11 protein-coding genes and 1 tRNA gene are annotated in these 16,448 nt (G+C 66.8%); 7 read left to right on the top strand and 5 right to left on the bottom strand.

Annotated elements, in window-relative coordinates; all coding sequences use genetic code 11:
* Positions 1-14: 14 nt before the first annotated feature.
* The 3 genes from galT (at position 15) to GX414_06035 (ending at position 5,239) form a co-directional block, all read left to right on the top strand.
* Positions 15-1,091 carry a galactose-1-phosphate uridylyltransferase gene (galT, locus tag GX414_06045; protein NLI46652.1) on the top strand — a complete coding sequence of 359 codons (1,077 nt, stop codon included), beginning with the start codon at positions 15-17 and terminating at the stop codon, positions 1,089-1,091.
* 14 nt (positions 1,092-1,105) lie between these two features.
* Positions 1,106-2,635: a glycogen synthase GlgA gene (gene glgA, locus GX414_06040; GenBank protein ID NLI46651.1), complete on the top strand. Its 1,530-nt coding sequence runs from the start codon at positions 1,106-1,108 to the stop codon at positions 2,633-2,635.
* A gap of 402 nt (positions 2,636-3,037) precedes the next feature.
* On the top strand, positions 3,038-5,239 hold the full coding sequence (locus tag GX414_06035) for a hypothetical protein (protein ID NLI46650.1): 2,202 nt from the start codon (positions 3,038-3,040) through the stop codon (positions 5,237-5,239).
* A gap of 111 nt (positions 5,240-5,350) precedes the next feature.
* On the opposite strand, the gene queG is transcribed toward GX414_06035, so the two are convergent.
* Genes queG through maf form a run of 4 tightly spaced genes read right to left on the bottom strand, consistent with a single transcriptional unit; the run spans position 5,351 to position 9,723 of the window.
* Entirely contained in the window at positions 5,351-6,367 is a 1,017-nt protein-coding gene (gene queG / locus GX414_06030; protein ID NLI46649.1) for a tRNA epoxyqueuosine(34) reductase QueG, read from the bottom strand.
* Positions 6,364-7,014, bottom strand: a complete 651-nt coding sequence (locus GX414_06025; protein ID NLI46648.1) for an alpha/beta hydrolase — start codon at positions 7,012-7,014, stop codon at positions 6,364-6,366. Before GX414_06025 ends, queG begins: the two co-directional genes overlap by 4 nt.
* A 52-nt stretch (positions 7,015-7,066) precedes the next feature.
* Positions 7,067-9,100, bottom strand: coding sequence for a tetratricopeptide repeat protein (locus GX414_06020; GenBank protein ID NLI46647.1), 2,034 nt, complete (start codon positions 9,098-9,100; stop codon positions 7,067-7,069).
* Positions 9,097-9,723: a septum formation protein Maf gene (gene maf, locus GX414_06015; GenBank protein NLI46646.1), complete on the bottom strand. Its 627-nt coding sequence runs from the start codon at positions 9,721-9,723 to the stop codon at positions 9,097-9,099. Before maf ends, GX414_06020 begins: the two co-directional genes overlap by 4 nt.
* Positions 9,724-9,893: 170 nt before the next feature.
* Here maf and GX414_06010 point away from each other — a divergent pair, with 170 nt between their 5' ends.
* Both GX414_06010 and GX414_06005 read left to right on the top strand, forming a co-directional pair.
* Positions 9,894-10,334 carry a DUF721 domain-containing protein gene (locus GX414_06010; protein ID NLI46645.1) on the top strand — a complete coding sequence of 147 codons (441 nt, stop codon included), beginning with the start codon at positions 9,894-9,896 and terminating at the stop codon, positions 10,332-10,334.
* A 109-nt stretch (positions 10,335-10,443) separates the two neighbouring features.
* On the top strand, positions 10,444-13,389 hold the full coding sequence (locus GX414_06005) for a YncE family protein (protein ID NLI46644.1): 2,946 nt from the start codon (positions 10,444-10,446) through the stop codon (positions 13,387-13,389).
* Positions 13,390-13,468: 79 nt separating this feature from the next.
* Here the strand turns inward: GX414_06005 and GX414_06000 are convergent.
* Positions 13,469-13,543, bottom strand: a tRNA-Thr gene (locus GX414_06000).
* 149 nt (positions 13,544-13,692) lie between these two features.
* Between GX414_06000 and GX414_05995 the strand changes: the two genes are divergently transcribed.
* Both GX414_05995 and GX414_05990 read left to right on the top strand, forming a co-directional pair.
* Positions 13,693-15,636, top strand: a complete 1,944-nt coding sequence (locus GX414_05995) for a DUF3857 and transglutaminase domain-containing protein (protein ID NLI46643.1) — start codon at positions 13,693-13,695, stop codon at positions 15,634-15,636.
* A partial coding sequence (locus GX414_05990; GenBank protein NLI46642.1) for a DUF3857 domain-containing protein occupies positions 15,633-16,448 on the top strand: 816 nt, incomplete at its 3' end. The genes GX414_05995 and GX414_05990, both read left to right, overlap by 4 nt.

The raw sequence follows: 16,448 nt of genomic DNA, 5'->3' as shown, positions 1-16,448 counted from the left end.
TGCAGGGAGCTCACATGTCGGAACTGCGACACGATCCCATCCAGCAGCGGTGGGTGATCATCTCGGTGGAGCGGGGCAAGCGTCCCGGGGATTTCATCATCCCCCGCGAGGAGGTGGAGCCGCCGGGCGCGTTCTGCCCGTTCTGCCCGGGGAACGAGGACAAGACGCCACCCGAGATCTACGCCGTCCGCCCGCCGGACGCCGCCCCCAACTCGCCGGGTTGGGAAGTCCGGGTCGTGCCCAACAAGTTTCCCGCGCTCATGATCGAGGGGGAACTGGAGAAGAAGGGCGCCGGGGTCTACGACCGCATGCGCGGCATCGGCGCGCACGAGGTGATCATCGAGAGCCCGGACCACGTCCTGAGCATGGCCGACATGCCGGTGGAATACCTGGCGCGCATCATCGACATCTACCGGATGCGCTGGCTCGACCTGAGCCGCGACGAGCGGTTCAAATACATCCTCATCTTCAAGAACCACGGCAGCGCCGCGGGCGCCTCCTTGCGGCACACGCACTCCCAGCTCATCGCCACGCCGGTCACACCGCGCACCGTCTCGCTGGAGCTGGACTCGGCGCGGGCCCACTACCAGCTCAAACAGCGCTGCCTGTTCTGCGACATCCTCGACTACGAACTGGAGCGCCAGGAGCGGATCATCAGCACCAACGACAGTTTCGTCGCCTACGCCCCGTACGCGGCGCGCTTCCCGTTCGAGGTGACGATCCTGCCCCGGTTCCACAGCCACAGCTTCGCCCGCATCGACGGCCGCCAGGCCGCCGACCTCGCCTCGATCCTCAAAGACACGCTCCTGCGCATCAAGATCGGGCTGAAGGATCCGCCGTTCAACTTCGTCATCCACACCGTGCCCAACACCGCGGCCAAACCGCAGCGGTTGTCCCACTGGGACACGGTGGAGTGGGACTACCACTGGCACATCGAGATCCTGCCCCGCCTGACCCGGATGGCCGGGTTCGAGTGGGGGACGGGCTTTTACATCAACCCGACGCCGCCCGAGGACGCGGCCCGCTTCCTCCGGGAGATCAATTTGCTGCAGCTGGAACTCATGCAGCGCAACCACAACGGAAACCGCTAGCGAGGAGAGACGCCATGGATGTCCTGATGGTATCAGCCGAAGTCGTGCCGCTGTCGAAGGTGGGCGGGCTGGCCGACGTGGTGGGCGCGCTGCCGCGGGCGCTGGTGGCCGAGGGCGTCCGGGTGTCCGTCATGACGCCGGCTTACGGCCAGATCGACCGGAGCAAGCTGCCGGAGCCGCCGGTCAAGGTGTTCGGGACGAAGATCGACCTGGGGCCCGGCGGCGTGCATCCGGTGACGGTGTGGCGCACCCGCCTGCCCGGTGCGGATGTCCCGGTCTTCCTCGTGGACAACCCCCACTTCTTCCAGCGCGACGGCATCTACACCGACCCGGCCACCGGTGAGGAGTACGTCGACGGCGCGTACCGGTTCATCGGCTTCGTCCGGACCTGCTTGGAATACCTGGATCAGGTCAAGCCGGATGTGGACATCATCCACTGCCACGACAGCCACACCGCGACCCTGCCGGCCCTGCTGGCTTTGCGGGAGGCCGACGCCGACCCGCTGACGTCCCGGCGGCCGGGCACCCTGCTCACCATCCACAATATCGCCTATCCCGGCCTGTATCCAGCCACCGTGCTGCCGGCGCTGGGGATCCCCGAGCGCATGAGCGTTCCCTACAGCCCGTTCGAATACTACGGGCAGGTGAACTTCCTGAAGATCGGCATCCACTTCGCCGACCTGATCAACACGGTGAGCGTACGCTACGCCCAGGAGATCCAGGAGTCGTCGGAATACGGCTGCGGTCTGGAAGGCGTCTTGCGGCAGCGCGCCGCGGACGTCTACGGCGTCCTGAACGGGGTCGATTACGACGAGTGGAATCCCGAGACGGACAGCCTCATCCCGCACCGCTTCAGCCTGGACGACCTGGCCGGCAAGCGCGCGAACAAGCAGGTCCTGCTCGAGACCTATGGTTTCGCGGCGGTGGAGCCGGACCGCCCGGTGATCGGCATGGTGGGCCGCCTGGTGGACCAGAAGGGGCTGGACCTGGTGATGCCGCTGCTTGACGAGCTTGCCGGGATGGGTCTGTACCTGGTCATTCTGGGAACGGGCCTGCCGCGCTACCACGAGCAGCTGCTCGACGCGCAGCGCCGCCATCCCGGATTCCTGGGCGTTCGGATCGGCTTCGACAACCGGCTGGCGCATCTCATTGAGGCGGGCAGCGACCTGTTCCTGATGCCGTCCCGATTCGAGCCGTGCGGCCTGAACCAGATGTACAGCCTGCGCTACGGTACGGTGCCCATCGTCCGCGCCACCGGCGGTCTGGCCGATACGGTCACGTCGTTCCAGCCGGATACCGGGCGGGGGACCGGTTTCGTCTTTTCCGCTTATTCCAGCCAGGCCCTGCTGGAGCAGATTGACCTGGCCACTTACCTCTACCCCGACCGGCGCATCTGGACGCGCCTGATGCGGAACGGCATGCGGCAGGACTTTTCGTGGCGAAGGTCGGCCCGCCGGTATGTGGAGCTCTACCAGAAAATCATGGCCCGGCGCGAGCCCCGTCCGGCTTCAATCTCCTCCCCGGCCAAGGCGCCATCGGCCTGATCCGGCGACCGGCCCTGCAACCGGCGCCTACCGGCCGCCGTCCTGGGCCGGTCAGGCCGGACCGGTGCCGCGACGTGGTGGTGTTTGCATGTGTGCAGTCGCGCCCCGGCCTGAAATTTCCCAAGCCCCCCGGCGCGACTGGATTCCTCCCCCGCGATCCGACCATGCCCGGCGGGTTTTCGAAATGACGAAGATGTCGAAAAAAACTCCGGATAGGTAAGGGGGGAACTATCCGGAGCGTGTTGCAAAGTATAGGGGGAAGACTCTGAATCTATAATAAGGGCTTTTGATTAAAAATCAAGTCCTTTTGTTGGGACGCTTGCAGCGTCAAGTTTTCTGTTGTCTTTACCGGCCATTGTCGTTATTCTAGCGGCATCTGAACACTTTCTGGAAGGACGCGCCATGGGTTTTTTCAAAAAGCTCTTGAAGAAGGCGGATGAAAAACCGCTGTCCATCACCCAGGCGGCCGAAGCGGCCCCGGCCGTCTCTCCGGAGAAGCCGCAGGAGATCATCCTGGCTGAACCGTCCGCCGGCGAACCGCCGGTGCTTCCGGAACCGGCGGCGGCCGCGCCGCAGCCCCAGTCACAGCGAGCGCAGGTGCTGGCCGACGAACGGCAGCAGGTGCAGGCGGTGTGGCGCGAGATGATGAACGTGCGCCAACAGGTGCTCGATGACTTCGAGCGCATCCAGAAGCTGACCGCCGAATTCGGCGAGAAGGACCGCCAGATCTTCGACGACCTGCGGCAGACGCAGGGCATTCTGGGGCAGGCGTTCGACGTGCTGGCCGGCAAGGACAAGCGCAAGACCCTCGATGAGATCGACGAGTTGCTGGCGTCGGAAATCAACCTGGTGGAGTCCGCCTCACATCCCGCCGACCTCGAGACGCTCCTGGGCCTGATCCGTGAAAAATCGCTGGATCTTTCGGATGAGATCCGTGGCTATATCGCCCGCACCCGCCAGATCCTGATCCAGGTGGAGGGCGTGAAGAAGCAGAAGGAGACGCGCCTCGCGGTCCTGGAGAACCAGTTCGAGGAGATCCAGCGGACCCGGGATAAGTCCGTCGAGCTGCGCCGGAAGGTGCAGGCCGAGAAGGAGATGCTGGAGCGCGAGATCGACTCCGTCAACGCGTCGCGGCAGAATCTCGAAGCCCAGATCTCGCTGATGGAAGAGAAGATCCAGAGCACCATGGAGGCCAAATCGGGCCTGGAGAGCCAGATCCAGGATGTCGAGGAGGAGAAAGCCGCGCTGCGGGAGGCCCTCGCGAGCGTTCGCAAGGAGAAGGAGGAAACAGAGTCCACCGTCGAGAGCCTGCAGGCGTCGCTTCAAAGCATCGAACAGGAACGCGACGGCCTTGACCAGCAGCTCAAGACCGCCCTGCGCCAGAAGGGCCGCCTGGCCGACGACATCGCCATGTCCGAGAAATCCCGGAAGGATTCTCAGGCCCAGATCACCCGGCTGGAGGGTGAAATCGAAGCGGTCCACCGCGCCCTGGATGCCTTGCGCGCGGAGATCGATGAGGTGGGCAAGGCCCAGGGGGCGCTGGAAAACGAGCGGAAGACCCGTGAGGACAGCTCGGTCTCCGATGCCCAGCGGCTCGAGGAACTCGAAGAGGAGCTCCGCGTGCTCCTGGAGGAGCGCGGCCATCTCGAGGAGAAACTTGACGAAGAAAAGCAGCTCCTCGAAATGGCCAGACAGGAGCTGGCGGACAAACAGGCGCATCTCGCCGAAGGCGACGACAATCTGCGGATGATCCAGGAGGGTCTCGCCAGTGTCCAGGAGGAGATCGGACAGCTCAAGGCGCGTCGAGCGGAGTTGGCCGCCCAGCGCGAGGAACTGGACCGCCAGCTCAAGGCGGTGACGGCTGAGCGGTCGCCGGCCAAGGCCGCCGCGGCCATCGAGCAGCAGCTCGCCGCGTCCAGCCAGGAGCGGGACACCCTGTTGCAGGAGCTGGAGCAGGCGGTCGAGGAGTTGCGCGTGGCCGAGGAGGCGGCTGAACAATCGGCCCAGGAGCAGAAAGCCGCAGCCCGCCGGGTGACGGAGCTGGAAGCCGAGCTCCGTGAGGTGCAGGAACAGAAGGATGCCCTGCGGCAGAGACTGGAGCAGACGCGGAACGAGATGGCGGAGGCGCAAGCCGCCCGCGAGAAGCGCGACCAGGCCGCCGCGGCCGAGAAAACGAAACTGCTGGAGGCGAAGCAGCGTCTAACCGCGGCGCGGGAGGAAAAATCCGCCATCGAAGAGGAACTGGGCCGGTTGGAACGCGCCGCTGCGGAGGCGCCGCCCGTGCTGCTCACGTCACGGGACACGGTGTATGAGGTGGTCGAGGAGGGCACCATCGCCCCCGCCGCCGAAGCAAAAGTGGAGGAGCTCGATCCCGCCCAGCGCAAAGCCCAACGCCTGGCGCGGGTCATCGTGTCCGACATCATCCTGTATAACAAAGAAATCCTCAACACCGCCGCCAACCAGCGGAATTTTTACGAGATCCTGGAAAACCAGATCAAGCGGTCCGAAGATTATTTCCGGGAGAAGGTGTCCGGCGAACTCATCGCCCAGCGGGACTTTCTCCGGGAAGAGCTGGAGAAGCTGCGCATCAGCCTGAAAGCCTGAGCTGCGGCCGCTGTCGTCCGTTGCTTGCTCGCCGCTCCCGCGATCCAGCGGGAGCATTCCTTTTTTGGGGACCGGCCGCACCGCGCCGGTCGGCAATGCGGGCGACCGGGATCACCGGGTCCGTTCGAATGCCGTGATCTGCCGGTCCACCAAGGGATGACGCTGCCGGGCGATGGCGAGGGTTTCCGGATCCGGGGGGGATGGCAGCTCGGGGATCAGCGCCGCCCAGTTGCGCAACAGGCCGCGCCGACCGGCCCGGGCCAGTGCCGTCCGGCCCAGGCGCCGCCGGAATTCCCGGCTGCTCATCCGGGTCAGTTCGGCTGGCGTGGGGACGGTCGCATCTTCGGCGCCGGCAAGCTCCGGCACGGGAGGCAGGCTCGGCCCGTGGTTGAACGGGCACGCCTCCTGGCAGCGGTCGCAACCGAATAGGTTCCCGGCCAGCCGCCCGCGAAATTCGGGGGGGATCGTCTCACGGTGCTCGATGGTGAGGTACGCCAGGCAGCGCCGGGCGTCCAGCACGCCGGGCTCGGCCAGGGCGCCGGTGGGGCAGGCCTCCAGGCACCGGCGGCAATCCCCGCAGCCGCCGGCGTCCGCCGACGGGCTGGTGGGCAGGGGAATGTTCAGGAGCAGGACGCCCAGGCAGAGGTAGGAGCCGTGCCCGGGGTGAATCAGGCAGGTGTTCCGGCCGATGAAGCCAAGACCGGCCCGAACGGCCAGCGGCTTTTCCATGAGGGGCGCGGTGTCCACCGCGACGCGACCACGGACGGCGGGATCCTCCCGTTGCAGCTCGCTGAGGAGGGTCTGCAGTCGGTGGCGGACCACGCGGTGGTAATCCTCGCCTCGGGCGAAGCGGGCGATCCGCAGGGGGCCCGGCAGCGGTTCGCCGGCGTAGGGGAAACCGCCGACCACGATGGAGCGGCATCCATCGAACCAGCGGGCCGGTTCCCGCCGGACATCGCCGTCAGCGGCCAGCCAGCTCATGCCGGCATGACGACCGGCGGTCACCCATTCCCGCCAGTGCCGGTGCGGTTCGTCCAGCGCGTCGGGCGCGGCGGCGCCCACCAGCGGGACGCCCGCGGCGGCAGCTGCCGTGCAGACGTGCGCCCAGTGTGCGTCGGCTCCGGTCATGGCGGCGTTCCCGCGATCGCGGTGAAGAGCGGCTGATAATGCCGTCGGACGGCTTCCTGAAGGGGGCGCAGGCGGCCGGTGAACAGGTGATCGGCACCGGCAATGGCCACCAGCGCGCGATCCGGATTGTCGGGAGGACACAGCCGGGCGACATCCGCGACGCTGCCGAAGGAATCGAGGCTGCCCTGGATGAATACAATGGCCTGGGGGCAGTCGGCGATGAAGCGGTAATCATAGGCTGCCAGCGGCGTGCCCACGGACAGCACCCACGGAATGTCAGGTCTGCTCACCGCCACCCGGGCCGACACCCAGGCGCCGAAGGAGAAGCCCGCCAGCATCCGCACCCGCGGCGCGGCCGCATCGTCGAGAAACCGGAGCGCAGCCAGCACGTCGTCGCGCTCGCCGTCGCCGCGGTCGTGGACGCCCGCGCTCTCCCCCACGCCGCGGAAGTTGAAGCGGAGCACCGCCGCGCCTGCCTCGAGCAGCCCGTGGGCCACCCGGACCACCACTTTGTTGCGCATGGACCCGCCGTGCAGCGGATGGGGATGGGCCAGCACCACGCCGACGGCGCCGACGTAGGCCGGCGGCAGTTCCAGCAGGCCTTCAAGAGATCCGGCCGGTGAGGGAATCCGGACGCGCTGCATCATGGCTCTCCGGCCCCCGGCTGCGGCCCGCGGCGGGCGGCGCCGAACCGCGGACTCACTTCTGCAGGCGGGGTTTGAGTTTCTTCAGCTTGTCCTTGAGCCGGGGGAGCGCGTCCGCCTCCGGCGAGAAGGACAGAGCTTTCTCGTAGCAATCGCGGGCGTCGTGGGTGCGGCCGAGCGCCCGGTAGACGTCGCCGAGATGCTCCTGGAGCGTGGGGTCGGTGGGCAGCGCCCGGGCGGCCTGCAGCAACAGGTTCAGCGCCTTGCGGTACTCCTTCTGCTTGTAGTGGCCCCAGCCCAGACTGTCCAGGTAGGCGGGGTTTTTCGGCTCGCGCTTCAGGGCCAGTTGCACGTATCCGATACCGGCCTGCACGTCCAGGTCGTTGTCGATGAGCATGTACCCCAGGTAGTTGTGCGCGGTGGCGTTGTCGGGATCCTCCGCGAGCAGGCGCCGGAAGGCGTCGGCGGCCGGACCGAAGCGGCCGGCGCGCTCCAGCACCGCCGCGTGCTGGAACAGTAACTGGGCATCCCCCGCGTGCCGCAACAGAGCGGTCTCCAGCGCGTGGAGGGCGTCATCCCAACGCTGCCCCTCGACGTGGATGGCGGCGAGGCCCAGGTACAGCGGAATGTCGTCCTCGCGCTCGGCGGTCAGCCGATCCTGGAGCAGCGCCACGCCTTCGTCGATCCGTCCGGCGGAGGCCAGGGTCTGTGCCTTCTCGGCGATGAGGCGAGGATTGTCGGGCAGGACGCCGAGGCCGGTCTGTGCCGCGGCCAGCGAGTCGTCGTAGCGTTTCAGGGCGCGCAGGATCGCGGCGATCTGCACGTGAGCCAGTGGATCGCGATCATCCGGATACTCGCGGCGGATCTGGGTGAACACCTCCAGGGCCTTCTCCGGGAGTCGCTGCTCCAGGTAGAGGTAGCCCAGGTTCAGCATGAACAGGCGGCGGTTGCGGGCGATCTCCGGCGGCGTGTCGGCTCCGGCGACCGGCGTGTCGCGGATGAGGGCTTGAAACATGGGGATGGCTGCCGCGGCGTCGCCCATTTGGGAGTAGGTCAACCCGAGCTGGAAGCGGTAGTCGGGCACCGCCGGTTCGAGGGCGATGGCGTCCTTGAAGCACTGGACCGCCTCGTCGAACTGCAGTTGATCCCGATGGATCTGGCCGGAGTACATGAGCACGTCGCCGCTGATTACGCCGTTCTCGCGGGATTTGCTCAGCACGGCCAGCGCCGCTTTTGGTTTCCCGCTCTTGAGCAACAAGCGGGCGTAGTTGAGGTAGGCCCGGGAATCGTCGGGGGCCTGCTCGATGGCCTGCTGGTGGATCTGCGCGGCGTCATCCAGCCGGCCCATCTTCTCCAAGATGTCCGCTCGCAGCATGCGGATCTGGACAGAGGGAGGGCGCTGCTGCTCCACCACGCGGAGTGTGGTGAGGGCCTCGTCGTATTTCCCCTGCTCGGCGTATACCAGGGTCAGAAAATAGGCGCCCTCGGCCGCCGAGGGATTCAACTCGGTGTAGCGCCGGAGCATCTCCTCCGCCTCGGGCAGGCGGCGTTGGCGGAACAGGATCCGGCCCAGGGCGAACAGGCTGTCCGAGTCGTCGGGGGTCGTCTCCAGGACGGCCCGGTACAGGTCGATGGTCTGCTGGAGGAGCGTCTGGCCGTTCTCGTCCGCCGACGGCCCTTCGCCCAGCATGGACAGGTACATGCCGGCCAGCAGCTTGCGCGCATGGATATTACCGGGGTTCTCCCGGACCAGGCGCTCGAGTTCCTCCCGGGCGTCCCGGTATTTCTGCGCCTGCAGCATGAAGCGCGCCCGCTCCACCTGCAGGAACTGGCTGGTGGGATCGTGGCGTAGCGCCTCGTTCAGATTCCGTTCCGCCTCGGTGTACCGTTCGGCCAGCAGGTCGTTGCGGGCCAGCAAATAGTAGAAATAGGCCTGGGCCGGATCCGCCGACACCGACGGCCGGTCGGCCGCCGCCGCGGGCGGCGGCGCCGTCGGGGCCTCCTGGGCCCGGAGTCCGCCGCTTCCGCCGGCGTCGGCCGCCAGCGCGGCGCCCGCTACGATGCCGAATACCGTGAGCAATCGCTTCATGATTCTATCCGCCTTGTGTGTGGGAACATCGCCTGGGGGAGCACCGTGCCGCTCCCGGTTGTCACCTGCCGCAGCAGATTGTAGAACAGGTTGACGGGGAAACCCACCACGTTGAAGTAGCAGCCTGAGATGCTCCGGATGAACAGGGACGCACGGTCCTGGATGCCGTAGGCACCCGCCTTGTCCGTCCACTCGTTCCAGCCGATGTATGCGTCGACGGTCTCGGGTGCCAGGGGCTCGAACGTCACCTCGGACACGGTGTGCCCCTCCGCGGTCCGGCCGGCGGCCAGGTCGCGCACGCACACCGCGGTGACCACGCGGTGGGTGCGGCCTGCCAGCGTCCGGATCATCCGGCGGGCGTCCGCTTCGCCGGCGGGCTTGCCGAGGATCTCGCCGTCGATGTACACCAGGGTGTCGGCGGCGATGACGATCCCGTCGTCGGCGGGCGGTTCAGCCAGCCGCAGTTTCTCCCGGGCGTGGTGTGCGGCGAGCATCTCGGGAGATCGGGGACCGGGATCGGCCGCCTCCTCCTCGTGGCGCGACGGAATGACCGTGACGTCCAGGCCGAGCCTGCGCAGGATGTCCCGGCGCCGGGGAGACGTGGAGGCAAGGAAAAATCGCACGATAAACCGCCGTTCCGCCGCAATCGATCCATTATAGACGGTCGGCGGGTAAAAGCAAAGCATCCGCCCCGGAGTACGGGGGGGGCGCCGGGTGGGGTGCGGGGTGAACTATCTGTCCGGGGGTGGGATCAAATGTGAGATAATCGGGCCCAAACGGAGGCAGGTGTTGCATGCGGATGTTGCAGGAAATCCTCACACAATGGGCGGCGTCCGGCGATGTGCTGCCGGTTTTTTATGCCGGCCTGCTCGGCGGCATCTGGCCGCGGCTGGTGGGGGACCGCCTGGCGCCGCTCAGCCGTCCAGGCGATCTGGCGGACGGTGTTCTGGTTGTACACGTGAAGAGCCGGTACTGGAAAACGCAACTCGAGACGCTGAAAGCGGATATCGTCCGCCGGATTGCGGATTTCATCCCTCCGGCGGTGGTGCAGCAGGTGGTGCTTCGGGTTTCACCGGAGCAGTTTCCCGTCCCCGGACCGTCGGCCCGCCGGCGGCCGACCGCACCCACCGGGGCAGTCGATTCGGAGTGGATTGACCGGTGCGCGGCCGCCATCGACAATCCCCGCCTGCGGGAGGCCTTCACCCGGGCGCTCGCCGCAAGCCTGCGGGAATGATCGGGGCCGGGGCCCCGTTCGGGCCGGCGGCGAAGATTTCGGCATGGATTTCCGACCCGTTCGGTGATACAATAAACCCTTTCGATTCGGGCAGTCCGAGGGAGGACAAATGACTCAGTGGGTTCGCAAGGGCGTACGGGCGGCGGGACTGGTGATGCTGCTGCTTGCCGGGATGGCGTTCGCCCAGAATGACGCGGTCATCATCGATCCCAACGCGGATACCGCGCCGGCGGATGTCCGGTCGCTCGGGCTGAGTTTCCGGATCAACGAGTACGACATCGTCGCCCCCTCGATCCTGGTGACGCCGGATGGGCAGTTCGGCTTCGTGAACTACACGATTGCCGCCAACCAGGAGCACCAGGGCTACGTGCTGGTCTTCCGCCCGCTGGCCGAAGATCCCGCCCAGCGGATTGTCAAGGCCATCCCGGTGGGCGAGCGGCCCGCGCTCATGTTCTTCAATCCGGCCATGACTGAAATCTGGGTGGTCAATCTGGGCAAGTTTTTCAACCTCAACTCCAGCTGTTCCATCGCGGTGATCGACGTTGCCTCGCAGCAGGTGGTGCAGACCATCGCGACACCGAATTACGTCTTTGGTTTCGGCAGCAACGTGGTGTTCGCACCCGACGCCTCCCGCGCTTATATCTCGGCCACCCAGAGCGACGAGGTGCTCCAGATCGACACCGCCACGTACACCGTCATCGGCGCGCTGAAGATCGTTTCGACCAATCCGTATTACTACACCTCCGTTGGCCCCACCTGGCTGACGATGAGCCACGACGGGTCGTTCCTCTGCAGTGTGAATTCGTTCAGCGATAACGTGTCGGTGATCGATACCGCCACATTCACCGAGAGCCGCCAGGTGAACTTCCATGACGCGGAAGCCGTCGCCGATCACATCGCCAATTTCACCTTCCGGAACAACGTGCTGCTGAGCGAGGACGACACCATCGGCCTCATCGCCTCGGCGGGCCTGAGTTCCGGTTCCGCCTTCCTGTTGAACGACCGGGTGTATCTGTTCGATCCCGCCACCGGCCAGAAGATCAAGGACGATAACGGCAAGGACATCACCCTCTACGTGGAAAACGACCCGGCGGCCATCTTCTTGGATCCAACCGGCGAATTCTTATGCGTCCAGATCACGTCGCACGATGCGGTGAACTACTCGGAATACTATGGGTTCCCCACCGTGGCCGTCTTCAAGTGGCCGTCCCTCGAGCTGTACAAGATCCTGCGGTACAAGGCGCAGACATATAACATGGCCCGGACCACGCAGACGGCCTTCCTCGAGAACCCTGACGGCACCTACGATTTGGTATTCCCGTCATTCAGCAACTATGTGCCGACCAAAGACATCCCCGACAACGAGCCGCTGGTCCGGGCGCCGCTGGACTTCCGCGTCAGCACCACCGGCCTGCTGCCCCTGGGCGACGGCGGCCAGCGGGAGATTCCGGTGGCCGTGGCGGCGGTGCCGGGCACCGACCGGTTCTGCGTCGCCAGCTTTCTGACCGGGACCATCAGCGTGGTGGGCCAGCCGAGCAAGCCGGTGTTCTCCAGCGGGTACAGCGTCAACCTCGAGGAAGGGCGGTTCTCCGCCGTCAGCTTCATCAACCTCCTGGACGAGGCGGTGACCTTCGGCCTCCAGTCGTATCAGACCAACAACACGTCCTACTCGGACGATGACAGCGCCGCCGGGCTCCCTTTCTACTGGGTGGACGACGACGACGTGGCCCACATCATCGATCCCGTGGATGTGACTCTGCAGCCGGGCGAGCAGCTCGTCCAGATGGTCAAGGAGCTGATCCCCGACTATGACAAGGTGGTCAACCAGCACGGCTTCATCAAGGCGGTCCACCCCGAGCTGTCCCTGACCGGGCTCATTTACAACGGCACCATCGGCGACGACGGCGCCACGATTATCCGGGGCGACTACCTGCGGATCGACCAGCCCATGGCCCAGGACGTCATCTTCCCGTTCTCCTTCAGCAACACCACGTCCGAACTCGCCGACAAGCGGGTCGAGACGACCATCCACTTCGTCAACCCGTACTACAACCAAATGAAGATCCAGCGCATCCTCTTCAACCCCACCGGTGTATCGGACAGCAACACCTCCTTCGATCTCGCCTCAGTGGGCGGCATCGACCAGGTCCTCCTCGAGTTCCCGTTCAACGGCTATATGCGGTTGTTCAACCTGGACAACCTGATCACGTACGCGTACCTGACGATGGAGAACACCGATCCGGACAACTCCTTCGTGATGACGTGCCCGCCGCTCAATCCGGTGCTCCCGTCCGCCTCGCACACGTTCCATGTGCCGTACTACGCGGTGGGCAACGGCTTCGACACGTCCGTCATCCTGATCAGCTCCAACGAACGGGTGGCCGAGGAGGACGAGGAAGAGGAAGACCCGGAGATTCTGCAAACCCACGTCCGGATGGATTTCTACGACTTCGACGGCAACCTGGTGACCACGCGGGAGTACGATTTCGACAACCAGTCGCGGTTCGAAGTGTACCTGTCCGAGGAGGACGCCCTCGACCTCGACCGGTTCGACACCGTCTTCCACACCGGCTCGATCGTCCTGACCGTGGACCACGACAACGTCTGCAGCGCGTTCTCGTATCAGTTGTGGAACCCCCCGGATCCGGACGCGACCGGCACGATACCTCCTTACTTTCAGTATCGGAACATGGCCGCCGACGCGACCCCCCTGGACAGCGACGCCGTGCTCGATCTGGTCTTCCCCTATACCATCACCATCGCCCCGTTCGAGACTTCCTACGTTCTGTACAACCCGGGGGACGAACCGGTGACCGTGGCTCTGGAGATCCTCGACCCCCAGGGCCTGCCGGTGGCCGTGTCGCTGGCGGACATCGTCGTGCCGCCCCTCGGCGCCCGCGTGTTCTTCCTCGGGGATCCGGACATCTTCGGACCCGCGGGCGGCCTGGACGACTTCGTGGGCTACATGAAGGCCCACAGCACCAACGGCCGGCCCTTCCTGGCCAAGTCGGTCCAGAACTCGCCCGAGATGATCGCCATCATCCCCACGATGTGACGGTGACGGGTACGGCGGAAAACGATCCGGCCGGGCGCAGGCCCGGCCGGTTTGTTCGTGGTGTCTGTTGAAGAAAAACTGGAGCCAGCGAAGGGAGTCGAACCCTTGACCTGACGATTACGAATCGCCTGCTCTACCACTGAGCTACGCTGGCCCGCTCAAAGGGCGATATTATAATCAAAAATCGGCGGAATGCAACGGTTTTGCGGCGGAGTCGCCGCGGGGCGCGGCGGCGGGGGAAAAGCTTGACGGGGTTCCGGATCCCTGTGTATAAAGGGGCATCGATCGCGATCGGGAGGGCGGATGCACACACGACGCTGGACGATGGGAATGAGCCGACTGGCGCTGGCGGCGGCGGTGCTTGCGGCCATCGGACCGGCGGCCGCCCGGAGCGCGGACGTCCCCGCGGCGCCGGACAACGTGGAGTTGACCCGCGGCGCACCGGCTGTCGTGCTGGACGAGGAGGTCGCGGTCACCTTTGACGCCGACGGCCGCTACACCCAGGAGATCCGGCGCCGGGTCCAGATTCTGGACGAGCGCGGCCTCCAGACCTATGCCGCCGACCAGCTGGCGTTCTTCCAGCCGAAAGCCCGGGTGGCATTCCTCGGCGGACGGATCACCCGGCCCACCGGCGAGACCATCCCCTTGGAACGCGCCCGCGCGCACGAAGAGCCGCTGGGCGCGACCGCCCATGCATTCGACCAGCCGTACCGCCGGCTGGTGGTCCGCCACCCGGACCTTCAGGTGCAGGACACGCTCGAGACCACGGTGCGGATCGAATCGGACGCCCAGATCCCCGGGCATTACGCCGACTTCTTCCTCTTCCAGCACGAGAGCCCCATCCTGAGCAAGCGGCTGGTGATCCGCGGTCCGGCGTCGCGCCCGCTGCGCCACGCCGTCCGGGACGGTGCGCTGACGTTCACCCAAGGCCGGGAGGGTGACCGGATCGTCTACACCTGGACGGGCCGTGATCTGCCCATGATCTTCCGTGAGACCGGCATGCCGGGCCTGCCCGAGGTGGCCTGCCGGGTGGTGGTGAGCACCATGGCCGGCTGGCCGGAACTGTCGCGGCAGGGCTGGGCGCAGAGCCGGCGGAAGCTTGAGCCGGACGAGGTGCTGGCCGAAAAGGCGCGGGAGCTGACCGAGGGCCTGACAAGCGAGCAGAGCCGGATTCTGGCCCTGGTCCGGTTCGTCGCCGGCGACGTCGGCTATCTGGAGGCGTCGCTGGATGTGGGCGCCTTCCTGGAGCCCCACGCCGCCGCCGAGGTGCTCGCCGCCGGCTACGGGGTGGGCCGAGACAAGGCGGTTCTGCTGGCAGCCATGCTGCGCGCGCTGGGCCTGGAAGCCGACGAGGCGCTGATCAACGTGTCGCGCGCACCCGATCCCGAGATCCCCTCCGTCTATTTCGAGCGGTCGCTGTGCGCCGTGCGCCTGTCCGACGGACGCACGGCGTACCTGGATCCGGCCTTCGGTGCACACGGCACCCTCGGCGAGACGTACGCCGGCGGCCGGCCGGTATTGCGACTGACGGCGGACGGGGCGGGCCTCGAGACCGTGCCCACCGGCCCGGCCGCGCGCAGCTTGGGCCGGCTCGACGCCGACACCCAGGTGGACACCGACGGCGGCGCGCACACCCGCATCGGCATCCAGGGCGCCGGGTACTACGATTTCATCCTGCGCGGCCTGGGGCGTCGGTTCAGCGGTCCGCAGTTCATCCAGGTGTGGCAGGAGCTGGCCGGCCGGGTGCACGCCGGCGCCCGCGTCCGCGAGTTCCAGGTCAGCGATGCGGCCGACCTGGCCGTGCCGTTCGCGGTGGCGTTCGACATGGACGCGCCGGGCTACGCGCTGGCCGCCGGGCGCTTCCTGCTGTTGCGCCCGTGCCTCATGACCAACGGCTTCGAGCTCTACTCGCTGGGCCTGCCCCGAATGATGGCTCCGGGGCCGCGGCGCTATCCCATGGACCTGTTCGCGCCGGTCCAGGTCATCCAATCCGAGCGGATCACGCCGCCGCCTGGCTGCACGGTGCTGGCGCTGCCCGATCCGGTGGAGTTCGCGGCGGGTCCGGCGCGCCTGCAGCTGAGCTGCCGGCAGGAGGGGGAGCGCGTGGTGTTCAGCAGCGAGTTCAGCTTGGAGCGCTCCGTGCTCTCACCGGCCGACTACGAACAGCTCCGCGAATTGCTGGACCGCTGGGTGCGGAGCCAGCGCAGCCTGATCATTCTGGAGCAGCAACCGGGAGGTGGGTCATGAAGACCCGGAGGCGGTGGTGGATCTCCGGCTGGGTGCTCGCGGCCGCGCTGGCCGCGGCGCCGGTCCCGGCGGAGGAGACGGAGCCGTTCCCCCAGCTGGCGTCTGCTCGGGATTTCCCCGGCGCCGACGCGGTGGTACTCCGCGCCCGCAAGACCGTGGTGTGGCATCCCGACGGCCGGCTCACCGAGGACTTCCACACCTTCGTCCACATCCTGCAGGCCCCGGCCGCAGAAAAGTACCGCGTCTACCGGATGTTCTGGCGACCCGCCGACCAGCAGCTTCGGCTTCTCAAGGCGGTCACCTATGAAAACGCCAACGAGTTCGTACCCGCCGACGCCGCGGCGACGGGCGACCGCGTGCCCGCTGGCATCGCCGACCCCGCCTACCACCAAGTGCTGGAGCGGGTGGTGACGCTGCCCGACGTGGCGCCCGGCCGGCTGCTCGAGGTGCGGATGGAGCGGACCACCGCCGCCGCGCCCCGCGGCTTCAGCGGCGTCGAGTTCTTTCAGGCGGACGATCCGCTGCGGGACAAGCGCCTCCACATCGGGCTGCCCGAAGGCGCCGCCCTGGCGTATCACGCCTTCAACGGCGATTTCATCCAGAGCCTCCGCCACAGCGAGCGCGGCCGCGTGCTGCACTCCTTCTTCGTGCGGGACGTGCCGGCCGCGGCGACGGAGCCGTTCGCCCCGCCGCTGGCGGGCTCCGCCGCCCGGCTGGTCTACTCGTCGTACGCCGGCTGGCGCGAGGCGGCGGCACCGTTCGCCGAAGCCTACTGGCAGGCCGTCGGCCGGCCCGGCGCGGCGACGGCGGCG

Source organism: Acidobacteriota bacterium, from assembly GCA_012517875.1.
Lineage (GTDB): Bacteria > Acidobacteriota > JAAYUB01 > JAAYUB01 > JAAYUB01 > JAAYUB01.
Note: the sequence above shows the minus strand (reverse complement) of the source record. Positions and strands in the feature narration are given on the sequence as shown.